11 protein-coding genes are annotated in these 14,678 nt (G+C 39.1%); 1 reads left to right on the top strand and 10 read right to left on the bottom strand.

Annotated features, from left to right (window positions below):
- Positions 1-325 precede the first annotated feature (325 nt).
- The 5 genes from aphA to cmoM all read right to left on the bottom strand — a co-directional run bounded on the left by aphA (position 326) and on the right by cmoM (position 8,539).
- Positions 326-1,039 (bottom strand): acid phosphatase AphA, encoded by a 714-nt coding sequence (gene aphA, locus D7029_RS06370; RefSeq protein ID WP_088493285.1) that lies wholly within the window; start codon positions 1,037-1,039, stop codon positions 326-328.
- 225 nt (positions 1,040-1,264) lie between these two features.
- Positions 1,265-5,725: a chromosome partition protein MukB gene (mukB, locus tag D7029_RS06365; protein ID WP_194952153.1), complete on the bottom strand. Its 4,461-nt coding sequence runs from the start codon at positions 5,723-5,725 to the stop codon at positions 1,265-1,267.
- Positions 5,722-6,453, bottom strand: coding sequence for a chromosome partition protein MukE (gene mukE / locus D7029_RS06360; protein WP_194952152.1), 732 nt, complete (start codon positions 6,451-6,453; stop codon positions 5,722-5,724). The genes mukB and mukE overlap by 4 nt, the downstream gene beginning before the upstream one ends.
- Complete coding sequence (gene mukF / locus D7029_RS06355; RefSeq protein ID WP_075673561.1) at positions 6,434-7,756, bottom strand: chromosome partition protein MukF; 1,323 nt, start codon at positions 7,754-7,756, stop codon at positions 6,434-6,436. The genes mukE and mukF overlap by 20 nt, the downstream gene beginning before the upstream one ends.
- Before the next feature lie 9 nt (positions 7,757-7,765).
- Entirely contained in the window at positions 7,766-8,539 is a 774-nt protein-coding gene (gene cmoM / locus D7029_RS06350) for a tRNA uridine 5-oxyacetic acid(34) methyltransferase CmoM (protein WP_088493288.1), read from the bottom strand.
- Between the two features lie 374 nt (positions 8,540-8,913).
- Between cmoM and elyC the strand changes: the two genes are divergently transcribed.
- Positions 8,914-9,744 (top strand): envelope biogenesis factor ElyC, encoded by an 831-nt coding sequence (elyC, locus tag D7029_RS06345; protein WP_194952151.1) that lies wholly within the window; start codon positions 8,914-8,916, stop codon positions 9,742-9,744.
- 80 nt (positions 9,745-9,824) lie between these two features.
- Here the strand turns inward: elyC and kdsB are convergent, their stop codons facing one another.
- From kdsB to msbA, 5 genes are all read right to left on the bottom strand, one after another.
- On the bottom strand, positions 9,825-10,586 hold the full coding sequence (gene kdsB / locus D7029_RS06340; RefSeq protein WP_088493290.1) for a 3-deoxy-manno-octulosonate cytidylyltransferase: 762 nt from the start codon (positions 10,584-10,586) through the stop codon (positions 9,825-9,827).
- A gap of 4 nt (positions 10,587-10,590) precedes the next feature.
- Positions 10,591-10,770, bottom strand: coding sequence for a Trm112 family protein (locus tag D7029_RS06335; protein ID WP_004244593.1), 180 nt, complete (start codon positions 10,768-10,770; stop codon positions 10,591-10,593).
- A 415-nt stretch (positions 10,771-11,185) separates the two neighbouring features.
- Positions 11,186-11,401, bottom strand: a complete 216-nt coding sequence (locus D7029_RS06330) for a cold-shock protein (RefSeq protein ID WP_023581324.1) — start codon at positions 11,399-11,401, stop codon at positions 11,186-11,188.
- Positions 11,402-11,915: 514 nt separating this feature from the next.
- Positions 11,916-12,905 (bottom strand): tetraacyldisaccharide 4'-kinase, encoded by a 990-nt coding sequence (gene lpxK / locus D7029_RS06325; RefSeq protein ID WP_194952150.1) that lies wholly within the window; start codon positions 12,903-12,905, stop codon positions 11,916-11,918.
- Positions 12,902-14,647: a lipid A ABC transporter ATP-binding protein/permease MsbA gene (gene msbA / locus D7029_RS06320; protein ID WP_194952149.1), complete on the bottom strand. Its 1,746-nt coding sequence runs from the start codon at positions 14,645-14,647 to the stop codon at positions 12,902-12,904. Before msbA ends, lpxK begins: the two co-directional genes overlap by 4 nt.
- Between the last annotated feature and the right edge of the window lie 31 nt (positions 14,648-14,678).

Raw genomic sequence — 14,678 nt, 5'->3', positions numbered from 1 at the left:
TTTTATAGGAATAAACTAATATTTTTAAAGTTTTGTAAGCCCCTGATAGAAATTTGATTTTATTTCATCAAAAAAAGACTATTTAAGCGTTTTTATATTCAAAATATATAATTTAAATAAAGACGCAATAAAAGAACAAAAAATAGACAAATTAAAAATAGCTATTAATGAATAATAAAGAATTGTGAATGGATAATAAGATTATTTAAATGGAAGGTGTCTTAAAATAGAAAATAGAAAATAGAAAATAGAAAATAGAAAATAGAAAATAGAAAAAGGCGTAGTTTCCTACGCCTTACAAATAAAGGTAAACAAAGGGTAAAGATTAGTACTCTGAATTAATAACTACTTCTTCACCAAACTGACCTGCTTTTGGCAGTGGTTGGTAAGAAGAGTTAGCAGCACGCAGAATACGAATACCACGGATGTTCAGCTCATCTGCTGCTGCGATATCTGCATCAGCATCACCGTAGTAAATTTTCAGTTTATGATCACGCATCCAGCTTACTTTGTTATTTGCGCCAGGTTGGTCACCAGCAAAAATAACAGGCTGCATTTTATCAGCAGGAATGTTTAAGCCTTCTTGTACATATTTGGTCACAGTCTCAGTTTTAGTTTGAGTACGACCAGTAATGAAATAAACAGTATCTCCACGTTTTAAGTGCATCTGAACAAGATCGATACCGACTTGTTTAGGCATACTGAATTTATCCCACTCGTTATTCATTTTTTCCCAGAATTCTGGGTTTTTCAGGTAGCTGAAATCGTTTGGAGAGTATTCCAGTTTACCACGGTAGAAACCTGGGCTTGAGAACAGAACGGTGTCATCAATATCAAAACCAACCGCCATCGGTGCTTGACCTGCAAGGCTTTTTTCAATATCAGCAACAGAAACCCAATGAATTGGTTGTTGTTGTGCAAGTTGTGCAACGGTAACGCCTGGGCTAACAACTTCTGGCAGATGTACTTTTGCCATTGCTGCGCCGTTTAAGCTTAACGCTAAAGCAATTGCACTAAAAGCTAACGTGACTTTACGCATTCTCTTTCCTTTAAATTTTTATATTAATCACATACGGGAACAATCATAAACATCATGATTACATTTAAATGAGATATGGCGCACGTTATTCCATTTAAAATTTCATTTTTTTGTTAATTTACTTTCATTTTTTGATCTATGTAACACTTTAAAAAAAGAAGGCGCTATAAGCATAAGCCCGTAGCGCCTTTATTCTTGCCTCTTGAAGCTAATAATGGAATAAAATTATTCTGTTATTTCAGCAACATTTGATGATGCAATTTTATCTTTTTCAGCCTGTTGACCAAAACCTTTTAACCCAACAACGTGTACATGTTCAGTACCATTGAACACTTTACGTACTAATTTATAGGTTGTTCCTTTTTCTGGGCTGATATTTTCTGGTGCTGCAATAATTAGCTGCATATCAAGACGATCGCAAAGCTCAAATAACGTCGCGATAGATTTCGCATCTAAACGAGCCGCTTCATCAAGGAAGAGCAAACGACAAGGAGAGATATCTTTTCCTCTTAAGCGTCGTGATTCTTCTTCCCAGCTCTGTACGACCATTACCAGAATTGACATCCCCGTACCGATAGCTTCACCGGTTGATAAAGCGCCACTTTCTGCTTTTAACCAACCTTCTGGCCCACGATTAACCTCAACATCCATTTCAAGGTAATTACGGTAATCTAACAACTCTTCACCCACAGTTTGTGGCATACGTTGACCAATATCTACTTGAGGGTTTAAACGCTGATAAAGTTTCGCCATTGCTTCGGAGAAAGTCAGGTTTTGGTTTTTAAATAGATCTTGATACTGGTTATCTTCTTCAGATAACACATCCAATAACACTTGGTGACTTTCACGGATATTGACGTTGAGTCGGACACCACGCACCTGACCAAATGAAACCGCTTGTAAACCTTGGTTTAGCATACGAATACGGTTTTGCTCACGCTGAATAGTTTTACGAATAATATTCGCGACACTTCGTGAACTAATCGCTAATTTTTGCTCACGGCTAGTTAGCTCTTCAGTTAAGCGAGCAAGCTCGATTTCCATCTGTTCAATTGCATCAACCGGATCATCCGTTTTAATGATGTCTTGGCGAATACGTTCTCTTAAATGCTGATATACCGCAATAAAGAACTGAACTTTGCGATCGGGGTACTTCGCATCTTCGGAGCGACGTAACGCATCACGTAAATATTCATTATCAGCAACCGCTTGGCGTAACGCACCTAACGCCTTATCCGACATTGAACGTAAATCATCAGCAGAAAGATAAGCAAAGTCTCGACGATGTAAACGACGCTCCATTCCATTTTCTTTTACTAATCGCATAACCGCGCACCAACCCGCTTTTGCACTCACAACATGCTCACGAATTTGAACGTAGTCACGTTCCAGTTTACGAATTTTCTTGGTGAGATTATCTCGCTCAGCTTCACTTAGTGCGATATCTCGCTCAAGTTGGCTGATGCGTGTGCGGTTTGCACTTACCTCAGAATAACGTTGATCGCGCAACTCTTTGGCTCTTGCTTCTGCACCTATATCAATATGGATCCCTGTATCACGCATCTCTTGCTCAAGCTCTCTGAGTAATTCAGATTTAGTATCAAAGGAGCTTTTTAATGATGCGAGTACTTGATTAAATTGAGCACATTGCGCTTGTTGCTGACGATAAAGTTCTCTTGCTGTAGCGCGTTCTGTTTCTGCCATTTCTAAGCGGTGACGTAGCTTCTCGTTAAGATCACTATTTTCACTGACAATTTCAACGGCATCGCTATAACTAAAGTGAGGACGGCGCTGTACCACTTCCACCAGCAAGAAAGCTTGTTGCTGATAACGTTGCTGTTCTGCTTTTGCTTGCTCGTAATCTTGTGCTAATTGTTCATGCGCTTGTGGATCACTTTGCAAGATTGAAGCGATAGGCTCTAATGTTGCTAATGCTTTTTCATGGCGCTGTAAGTGGCGCATTGATTCTTCTGCGGTATACAGCTCTTCACGTAACTCTTCAACACGATCAATTAGTGTCTCATCCATCAAGATATTAACTTGAGGAATAAGCTTATTAAGAAGGTTTAGCGATTCTTTGGCACGCGCATAATGTTGACGCTGTTGCTGAGTGCTCTCTTCGTACTGTGTTAACGCTCTTTCTAGCTCATTACGTCTTTGGTTAAGCTGGCGAATATCCTCTTCTGGATCAGCCTCAAATGCCACAGAAATATGTTGTCCCACAAACTGACTAAAGGCATGGTGAGCACGTTGGATCTTCTGTACATCAAAAGCTTGTGTTGCGTAAAGTTCAGAAAGCTCATCACGCTGGCGAGATAAAATTTCTAATTGATTCTCACGCGCCGCTCGACCAAACAGTGGAATTTCAGGGTAGCGAGAATAACGCCATTGTCTATCAGTGCTCTTGATAAGAACGGCTTTATCCATCTCTTGCGCATTAAATACACTGTCATCGAAAGATTGTGGATCGCCTTCGATAAAATAGAGATCTTCAGGACAATCTTCTAACGTTTCTAATTGCGCCTGAACTTGAGATAAATCTTGTACAACAATCGCATGGCGTGCTGGACCATATAATGCAGAGAAATAAGGCGCATCGTCTAACGTAATATCATCATAAATTTCTGATAATAAAACACCATTAAAGCGTTCAGCTAACGTAATTAATCGCCCATCTTCAGCACCACTTGGCTGACTTAAACGTTCAATTTGCGCTTCAATTTGCTGTTTGCGAGTTGCTGTTTCATCACGTAATACCGTTGCTTCGCGCTCTTTTTCAAGTAACTGTTGCATATATTCAGTTACTTGATGACCCGTTTCAAAAGATTGACGAGTCTGCTCACATAATTGTGTTAACGCATCTTGTGCTGCAAGCCATGCAGGTGCTTGTTTTTTCAGCTTTTCAATTTGTTGTTTAAGTTGATCTAACTCTTGGCGCATTTGCATGCGCTGTTCGCCAGACTCATTAACGTAATCGCTAAGCTCTTCAATTTTTGCTTCTAATTCATCTTGAAGAATTAACAGATCATCAGGCTCCATCGATTTACCATGATGTTTGTTAAATTCTTCAAGTTGACGTTCTGCATTGTTTCGTTGATGTAACCGCTGTTCTAATTCAGCTAATTGCATACGAATAGGATGAACCCTATCCGCTTGATGTCGATGAGAAGACCATTCACGTAATGCCGTTTTTGCAGCATCCCATGCATTTTGACGTTCAACTTCACCGACAATTGAACTCACCAGCTTATAGGCTTGATCGAATTGTGTTTTCGCAGCTTCAGAAACATTGAGTTTCTGCTCCATAGAAAGCAATGAATGCGTAATGGTTTGAATTTTTGCTTGGATACGTTCAGCCCATTGCTCTGCATTGGTTTCGTCTAAATCAGCAATATCACATTGTGCTTTAGCACGCTCTAAAGCCTGCACAGCTTGGCGATATTGAATAGCGCGTGTTTGTTGTACGTCTAATGCTTGCTGATAGTCTGCTAACTGATTTTTCAGCTCATCAACTTCTTCTTCTGCCGATTCTACACGTGCTTCAAGTTCTTCTTTCTTAGATGCCGCTTCTTCAACTACTTCGCTTTGTTCTTCTAAGCGGAAAGTTATCTCTTCAACATCAGCGACATAACGGTCAATTTTTTCTTGTTGGCGAACTGCATTTTGTACTAAGTTTAATCGATCACTTGCCGCTTGATAATCCGCTTCAAGATCAGAAGATAACGCTTGTTGCTCTTCTAACTCTTTACCCATCTCAACAAAACGATACGCTTCACTATTAATGGATTTACGCTGGCTCCATAACTCACGGCGTACTGTTAAAGCTTCATCTAGATGAACACGTCGTTCATTGGCATGACGCATATAGTCAGCCGCAACATAAGATGTCGCTTCTGTAATTAAGTGCTTAAATAAGTCACGATCAGATTGAGTGACACGAATGGCTTCAAGTGTCATTCGGTTTTCACGCAATGCGCCTTCCATATCTTGGAATGCTTTTCTTACACCGCTATTTTCAGGTAGTAAATAATCACGTAAAGAGCGGGTAATCGCACTTGAAATACCGCCATATAATGAGGCTTCAATTAAACGATAGAATTTGGCGCGATCGCTCGCTGAGCGTAAACGTTTAGGAATAACCCCTAAATCAAACATCACGGCATGGAAATCAGTGATAGAGTTAAATTGTCTGAAAACAACTCCATCAATGGCTTCAACTTTTTCTTTTAATTCATTCAGCGGTAAAACACGGGCTTGGCGATCCGCAACAGCTTGCGTCAAAATTTCTGTTGGGTTTTCTGCCATTGGCAGCCCTTGGATCATAAAGGGTTTGATATCAACTTTCTTATCACGCCCTGCAATTTGCTGTAAACGGACACCGACCACAGCACGTAAGTGACGCGAGTTAATCACATCCAATACGGCATAACACACACCGGGACGCAGTTTCCCGTATAACCCTTTATCGCGTGATCCGCTTGTCGATCCTGCTTCTGTGGTATTACGGAAATGAAGTAAAGTAAGATCAGGGATCATAGCTGTAATAAATGCAGCCATCGTGGTTGATTTACCCGCACCATTACCACCTGATAACGTAGTCACCAACTCATCTAAATCAAAAGTACGAGCAAAAAACCCATTCCAGTTGATAAGTGTTAATGAGCGAAATTTTCCCCGTTCAATCATTTATTTTCTCCCTCCGCATCATCTTCACTGGATTGTAATTGCTCATCTTCATTTTCTTCATCATCGTTGAGAGTTTCTGAGCTATCTTCAAGCGCCATTGCTTCGCCATCACGGATCATTCGCATTTGAGCCTCAAGTGGAGAATCGCCACTACGCACATCGGCACCAAAGCGGAAAACAGATTCGGTAATAGAAAAACGCTGCATATCATTTAATAAAAATGAAATCATGCCTAAACGACGTAAACGATTTAGCGAAGTTCTCATCTTTTCTTGTAATTTTTGCAAATCAAGATCAGAACCTGTTGAGCGCTGATTCACTAAACGTAAAAGCTTGGTTTCATCTGCTAATGTTCTTAATTCATCGAACAGCTCTTGAACGGTGAATATTCCCTGATTTGCTAATCGTTCAGGGCTGAGATAGAGATAGCAAAGAATTTTCCCCACCAACATATCCATTTCAGAGAGAACAGAGCGTGGAATAAGTGTGGTTGATCGAGGTCGCAAATAGAAGAAACCTTCTGGTGCGCGAATTAATTCGACGTTATAACGCGCATAAAAGTCTGATAACTCATCTTGGAAATCCATCAAGAAAGCATGATTATCCAGAGCGTCTATACCGATATGTCGACCTGCACGTAACTGGCTATCCAGTTCAGGAAAAAGTGAGTTCGCTAATGCCTGCGCCAGTTTTGCTGGCATAAATTGTTCAGTATGTATCGATGACATGCGCTTGTACCTTAGCTCCATATTCGTTAATTTCTGACCATTTTGCAGGTAATCCTGCGAGCTCAGCTTTCGCCACACCTAATCGTACTGCTTGATCAATAACAATACGTGCAACATCGAAATGTTTCTGTTGCGGATAACGATTAAGGTATTCAACTAACACTGAACTGAGATCTAATGCCCGTTGTTCCAATTTGTAAGAAGCAAGCTCTTGCTCTACCCATTGCGCTATTTGTTCGTTCACTTCACTGAACATTTGATATTCAAGCTCTTCAGGTAACTCGCCTGTGACTTCTTCATCACGTAGAACCAGTTCTTCATCACGCATATCAAACAACCGATCAGCATTAGCGTAAGTTAATGCCCATGGGCTGTCGAAATAGTTTTGTACAGATTGACGTAAACGGCGAGAGAAAATACGGTTTTTATCCATATCAATCGCTGTACGAATAAATTTATGGACATGTCTATCGTATCCAATCCATAAATCAATAGATTGCTGACCCCAACTAATAATGCGGTCTAACTTACTTTGAAGTTCAAATACTAATGTATCAATTTGCTCAACATGACCAGAATTCATGTTTGCTTCTTGAATACGCAAGAGATTGGCTTGAAGTTTATCGCCAGCAGCTTCAAGCGTATCTTGTAGCTCTCTTAATGTACCCGATGTTTCAGATAATAACTGTTCACAGCTTGAAATGGCGGCTTGCCAATCTTGGTTTAATAGCGCAGCAATATCTTCTTTTACTGTATTTTGCTGCTCATCCATGATCCGCTGAGACAAATCAATGCTATCGAAAATTTCTGCCACTGAATATTTCAAAGGTGCAAAAACATTACGATGCCAATGATATTCATCGCCACCATCTTCAGCGGAACTGGCTGCTGAATCCAACTCACCCGCCACAATGGAAAGTTGCATAGATAAGCGCAATGATGAAAATTCACGTTGGCGAATATAGTAATCACTGATCCCAATTCCCAACGGAGTTAAACGGTATATTGCATTACCTTCTACCAATTCACTGGTAAAACGGTTAAAAAGTCGCTGCTTTACCATGTCATTAATGGCATTATTTGCGCGAACTTGTATTGATTCTGCGGGTTGTTCGAAGCCTTTACATACTTCTCGAAAGGCATCAATTAACTCCCCTTCACTGATTTCGCCATCAAGGCGCTCGCTGTTTAATACAGCGACAGCCATCAAAAAAGCTAATCTTTCTGGTGGCAGTGAGATTGAGAAATCATTTTTTCTCGCCCAAGACACTAACTCAGGAACTGTCTGGGTAAAATCACTCATAGTACATCCTTAATTTACACGCTTTTGTGCCATGACATGAATGTAACGCCCCAGACTGATATAGGGCTCTTGCCGACAATATCGTTGCTCTAATGCAAGCAACGATGGAAAATCTTTATTTTGTAACTGACGACTTTGCAAATAATCATGGAAAACGCGGACACCCGTTTTTCCTAATATTGTCATTGAAAACTCATCTAACCATTGATAGACATCTTCTGGTTGCAATGGGTTTTGAGGTGATAGCGATTTTTTTCTTCTACGAGGGATCTCAGGATTTGCCAGATGAAAATTTCCTAAAATCGCATTTCTCATGACAATGCCATTCGCGTTGTAAAACATTAGCGATAAGATACCATTAGGTAACAACATATCGGTAAGAACATTTACAGCGTCTTTCTGATCCGTGATCCATTCCAATACTGCATGAAATAGAATTAAGTCAACCCTTTCATCTATATGCTCTTTGATCTCTTGAGCTGCACAACAAATAAACGTCATGTTCTCGACAACACCCTCTTCAACCGCAGCCTCTTGTGCACGATTAAGCATCTCTTGTGATAAATCACATAAGATAATTTGGTGTCCTAATTTAGCAAGCTGACGAGAGAAATAACCTTCACCCCCACCTGCATCTAAAATACGCAAACTTCGGTTAGGTAAGAGGGTCAATAATTGTTGTAAATCTTCCCAAATCACTGCTTGACGTATTTTACCCTTTGTTGTGCCATAGATATTGCGGGAGAATTTATCTGCAATATCGTCAAAATTACGATCTGACATTAAAACGCCTCATGATAACAACTTACTACTTGCGCTCTTTGCGTTCTGATAAATTCAAAAATATGAGACACTGTACATAAATAAAGACGGCAATTTTACCAGTGTTCTATGATACTGACTGTTTTCTCTAAAGAAATAAGTCATGAATCAGATTATTCGCAAAGCGCAGTATAAATATAACGCTTATTAATGAAAAAATTAACGTTCAAACGTTTATCGTTTTATAAATAATTAAACGGTTCTTTATTTCTATTGATAAAAACTTAGTGAAACGTTGTTGATGAGCTATTTTGACACAATGTCTTGGAATTCCCCTAGTTTTCACTAAGCTTTCGCTATCAATTGCATGTATTTCACTCAATCTAGGATGATTTATGCTGTTTTTGCTCAAAAAATATGTTGCAGGCTTTCTGATGCCCTTGCCTTTGCTCTTGTTAATCGCCTTTTTTGCATTAGCACTACTTTGGTTTACTCGTTGGCAAAAAACAGGAAAAAGCCTACTCACTGTTGTGCTTGTTCTGCTAACTATTTTAGGCATACAACCTGTTGCTGATACACTATTAATGCCAAGTGAAAAAGAGTATCAAGCTCGTTATGAATTACGAGAAAATTCGCAACAAGATGTGAACTACATTGTTGTTTTAGGTGGTGGATTTACTTATAACCCAGATTGGGCACCCAGTTCTAATCTTCTTAACAATAGTTTATTTCGTGTTGCTGAAGGTGTAAGGCTTTATTATCGCAATCCTAATGCGATAATGATTTTTACAGGTGGTGCTGGTGTTAACCAGATAAGTAGTGCAGAGGTAGCGGCGCAGGTGGCGCAATCTTTAGGTGTACCGGCTGAGAGAACTATCGCATTATCAACACCGAAAGATACTGAAGAAGAAGCCTATGAAGTTGATAAATTAATTGGTAAGAAACCATTTTTACTTGTAACGTCTGCCAATCATTTAGCACGTGCGGAACGTTTCTTTTTAGCCCGAGGCATGAAACCTATCGTTGCACCCGCTAACCAACTAGCTATCTCCTCACCATTACATCCTTGGGAGAAATATTTTCCCTCTGCGACTTATTTTCAACACAGTGAACGTGCATGGTATGAGTTTTTGGGATCGGTGTGGCAATCAGTAAAACCTGCCGGACAACCCGCCACTATTCCTGAAAATGAAAGTCATCAGTCTGATAAAGAAGAAAACCAATAATTAAAAATATTTTTGCTGACTGATACAAAAACGGCACTTAATTTAAGTGCCGTTAGAATTTATTTCTCACTGTTAACAAATCAGAACTCTTGGTTAAGTGCTCGATATGCAGCTCTGGCTGCAATAAGATCATCTTGAGTATCTACACCTACACCCGGAACTTCTAATGCTTTTGCAACATGGATTTTTTCGCCATACCACAGCACCCGCAGTTGCTCTAACATTTCAATAGATTCTAATGGGCTTGGCTCCCAAGTAATATATCGACGTATAAAGCCTGCACGATAAGCATAAATGCCAATATGGCGAAGATAATGTTCACCAATTTCATCATGTGATAAATTAAAACGGTCTCTTTCCCAAGGAATGGTTGCACGAGAAAAATAAAGTGCGAAACCTTTTGCATCCATCACGACTTTCACCGCATTAGGATTAAAAGCTTCTTTTGAGTCAACAATAGGCACTGCTAATGTTGCCATTCCTGCACCACAACTCGCCAAATTTTCGGCTACTTGAGTAATAATCGCAGGTGGAATAAGAGGCTCATCACCTTGTACGTTAACGATTATCTCATCATCCGCAAATTTGTATTTTTCAATGACTTCAGCTAAACGCTCTGTACCCGAATGGTGATCTTCGCGAGTCATACAGGCTTCTCCGCCTGCTTTTTCAACTGCTGCAACAACATCTAAATTATCAGTTGCAACAATGACACGGTTTGCACCAGAGCGCATAGCCTGTTCCATTACACGAACAATCATAGGTTTGCCATGAATATCCGCGAGGGGTTTACCCGGTAAACGGGTCGATGCATATCGACCAGGGATAATGACCGTGAACATGAAGTTACTTTTCCTCTTCTAGTGATAATTCTCTTGCTTCATTCTCCAGAAGAACGGGGATATTGTCACGAACAGGATAAGCTAAATGATCAATTTTGCAGATAAGCTCTGAATTTTCTTTATCAAAGATAAGTTTGCCGTGGCAAACTGGGCAAGCAATAATTTCGAGTAAGCGGTGATCCATTTTGTCCCTCTCAAGGGTTAATCATTTTATATGGCAAAAGGATATCATAAGGAATGATCAGCGTTAATACTCAAAACCTCTCGTTTAGTGATAATTCGAAAATTATTTTAGTTATTAATAAATTTATTATTTTCTCTTTTACTATAAGCAACAAAAAAGCCACATTAATGTGGCTTTTTATCGTTGAGTCTGCAACATCATTAATAAAGAATTACATTCAGCTTTTATTGATAATAATTTAACCTTTTTATTATCTTTATTGCATTCTAATTAACGAAACGACTCTTTTATATTACTTATTCGACTTGGTGGTAAACTATTGTGACTTACCTACCTCAAAATAGGCATAAACGATAATTTAATCTTAATGCTAAACTATCGTTTTATCTACATCTTTAACAAGGCTGAGCCTTATTTAAAACCCGATAACATCAGCGGCTTCTAGACCTGCTGCTGTTCTGATAACAGAAAACTCAACGTCTTGACCTTCTGTTAATGCTTTATTTTTTGTATTGGCAATCGCTTTTTTATTGACATAAACTTCTTGTTCAATATCTCTTGCAACAATAAGACCATAACCTTTGTTATTGTCGAACCATTTTACGCGACCCATTCTTAATTGTAATGTCATGATAGATAAACTCCTTTTGTTCTTTGTATAGTTTTATTTTCCTATACAAATGCATCCTACTTTTTATTAAGTCTTCTTATATAAAACCCCAATTAAATTCTGAACACATTAATTTAAGTAGTGCATTTTATTATTCAATATAAATGTTCAAAATCGTGATAGCCAAGCTTAATAAATATCATAAAGCACAATAAATATTTACAGTATCAATATGACAAAAAGATGACATACTGATATTTATTGCGCACTGATAAAAAAGATAACCGAATATAGAGATAATTAGTTACCATTAAAAATGGTTTCTACCATCCATTGTGCACAAAAGCTGATGCTATTCACTGCACAAAATATTAATCCTACATTCAAGATCCACAAACTCTCCACACAAGGCTTTTGAGTAGATAGGGTAGTGGCGAATTAAATTGAACTACGACAAAAGCGATATGCAACTGTAGGTAGGTAATCTTTTATGTAACGCTATCCTGATTTCCACTATAAATATCATTGTTTCAGATCAGATACAAGTTTTTTTCGAGCCGTAAATTAAATTGCTGACTTGTTTTAGCACAGATTGACTATTTAACTCAGCGCTAACGGGCAAATACCACCAGTTATCTTGAGCAAAATGCTGACATTTAACAGCATCCTTTTCTGTCATAATAAGGGGCTCTAAGTCAGGTGTTAAATCCTGTAATTCTTGAGCACTATAATCACTATGATCACTAAATGCTTTTGTTGTGATTAACTCTATCCCTTTTTCATGTAAAGAGTTAAAAAACCGAGGAGGATGACCAATCCCAGCGATAGCAACAGCCTTTTTAATTTGCTGAACTGGTTTTTTCTCTCCTGTTTTAAGATTAACTGCAGTATCACCTTCCAGCGCCATGCCAATCTCATTATTCTGGCTTATTCCACCATTAACGATAATTGCATCCACAGAATCTAAGCGCCCTGCACGCTCTCGCATAGGGCCTGCTGGTAACCACCAACCATTGCCGAATCGGCGCTGACCATCAATGACAACTATTTCATAATCACGCTGTAATGCGTAATGCTGCAAACCATCATCAGTGATGATCACATCAAGCTCATGTTGAGCTAATAGCGCTTTTACTGCATCTCGTCGATTAGGTGCAACCGCAACGGGAGCACCTGTTCGATGATAAATCAACACAGGTTCATCACCTGCCATGGCAGGTGTTGTATCGGATGTTAAAAGTAATGGATAATGGTCTGATTTCCCGCCGTAACCACGAGAGACAACACCTGGTTTAAATCCCTGCTGTATTAATTGCTCAACAAGCCATATCACAACAGGCGTTTTACCATTCCCGCCAGCAGTTAAATTGCCAACAATCACAACAGGAACGGACGCTTTCCATGATGCTAACCATCCTTTCTGATATGCAAAACGCCTTAACAGCGTGATCGCACCATACAACCATGAAAATGGAAGTAATAGGATATAAAACCAAGATTTACCAGACCAAATCCGTTCAATCATTTGCCAAATTGCATCCTGTGAAGTTGTGCATAAATACCTTGTTTCTCAATCAAATCAAGGTGTGCGCCACGTTCAACAATTTCACCGTCTTCAATAACTAATATTTCATCTGCTTTTTCAATAGTTGATAAACGGTGAGCAATCACTAAAGAGGTTCTGTTTTTCTGTAATTCATCAAGTGCTGACTGGATAGCGCGCTCTGATTCTGTATCTAGCGCTGATGTTGCTTCATCAAGAATAAGGATCGGTGAATCTCGTAATAACGCTCTTGCAATTGCAATACGCTGACGTTGCCCACCTGAAAGTAACACACCATTTTCACCAATTTCAGTATCTAAGCCTTTATCCATTTTCTGGATAAAATCCATCGCATGTGCCATCTTTGCCGCTTTTTCAATATCTTCACGGGTATACTGATCTTCACATGCATAGACGATATTGTTTGCCACAGTTTCATTGAAAAGATGCACATTCTGAGAAACTAACGCGACTTGATTACGCAAAGATTTCAATGTGTATTCACGAATATCATGACCATTAATTAATATTTCGCCTTCATTAATGTCATAAAAACGTGTGATCAAGTTTGCAATCGTAGACTTACCAGAGCCTGAGCGTCCAACTAATGCAACAGTTTTACCCGCTGGAATAGTAAATGACATATTTTTCAGTGCTGGTGTATCTTTTGTAACATATTGGAAAGTCACATTACGAAACTCAATATCGCCAGTTGGTTTTTTCAGTTCAAGCTTACCAGTGTCTTTTTCTTGCTCCATATCGAGGATAGCAAAGAGAGTCTGACAAGCAGCCATACCGCGCTGGAATTGAGCATTCACATTAGTCAGTGATTTCAATGGACGCATTAATGCAACCATTGAGGAGAAGACAACTGTAATTGTACCTGCTGTTAATGTATCCATTATCTCAGGGAAACTTGCTGCATACAGGACAAATGCTAACGCAAGAGAAGCGATTATCTGAATAATAGGATCTGAAATTGATGATGCGACAACCATACGCATACCTTGACGGCGAATATGATTGCTTACATGGTTAAAGCGTTTATTTTCAACTTCTTGGCCATTAAAAATCAGAACTTCTTTATGCCCTTTTAGCATTTGTTCTGCGCTAGTTGTCACTTGTCCCATGCTATTTTGGATACGTTTACTGATCGTTCTAAAACGAGTCGATACTATACGAATAACAACAGCAACAATAGGTGCGATAACGATAAGGATCAGGGATAATTGCCAGCTATAATAAAACATCAAACAAAATAGTCCGATGATATAAGCACCTTCACGTACAACAGTAATTAATGCACCTGATGATGAAGAGGCAACTTGTTCTGAATCGTATGTGATACGAGAGAGTAAAGTCCCTGTTGATTGCTGATCAAAAAAGCTCACCGGCATTCCCATAATATGAGAAAACAGTCGGCGACGCATATTCATTACAACTTTCCCAGAGACCCAAGAAAGACAGTAACTTGAAATAAAGTTAGATATACCACGCAGAGCTATCAGTCCAATAACGGCAAAAGGCATCCATTTTAATACGTCATTACTGGCTTTACCAAAACCTTCATCAAGAAGTGGTTTTAATAAAGAAATCATAAATGCATCCACGCCCGCATTGATGATTAATGCAATTGCAGCAGTGATCAAACCCGCTTTGAAAAGCCGGATCATTGGCCATAGGCGGCGGAATGTTTGCCACGTTGATAGATCTATATCATTCATATATATTACCAAACTTTTAATAATTAGCCGG

Source organism: Proteus vulgaris (assembly GCF_016647575.1).
In the GTDB taxonomy this organism is placed as follows: domain Bacteria; phylum Pseudomonadota; class Gammaproteobacteria; order Enterobacterales; family Enterobacteriaceae; genus Proteus; species Proteus mirabilis_B.
Note: the sequence above shows the minus strand (reverse complement) of the source record. Positions and strands in the feature narration are given on the sequence as shown.

Coding starts and splice junctions, on each gene's coding strand:
- aphA (WP_088493285.1), bottom strand. CDS start 1,039: ATGCGTAAAGTCACGTTAGCTTTTAGTGCAATTGCTTTAGCGTTAAGC.
- mukB (WP_194952153.1), bottom strand. CDS start 5,725: ATGATTGAACGGGGAAAATTTCGCTCATTAACACTTATCAACTGGAAT.
- mukE (WP_194952152.1), bottom strand. CDS start 6,453: ATGTCATCGATACATACTGAACAATTTATGCCAGCAAAACTGGCGCAG.
- mukF (WP_075673561.1), bottom strand. CDS start 7,756: ATGAGTGATTTTACCCAGACAGTTCCTGAGTTAGTGTCTTGGGCGAGA.
- cmoM (WP_088493288.1), bottom strand. CDS start 8,539: ATGTCAGATCGTAATTTTGACGATATTGCAGATAAATTCTCCCGCAAT.
- elyC (WP_194952151.1), top strand. CDS start 8,914: ATGCTGTTTTTGCTCAAAAAATATGTTGCAGGCTTTCTGATGCCCTTG.
- kdsB (WP_088493290.1), bottom strand. CDS start 10,586: ATGTTCACGGTCATTATCCCTGGTCGATATGCATCGACCCGTTTACCG.
- D7029_RS06335 (WP_004244593.1), bottom strand. CDS start 10,770: ATGGATCACCGCTTACTCGAAATTATTGCTTGCCCAGTTTGCCACGGC.
- D7029_RS06330 (WP_023581324.1), bottom strand. CDS start 11,401: ATGACATTACAATTAAGAATGGGTCGCGTAAAATGGTTCGACAATAAC.
- lpxK (WP_194952150.1), bottom strand. CDS start 12,905: ATGATTGAACGGATTTGGTCTGGTAAATCTTGGTTTTATATCCTATTA.
- msbA (WP_194952149.1), bottom strand. CDS start 14,647: ATGAATGATATAGATCTATCAACGTGGCAAACATTCCGCCGCCTATGG.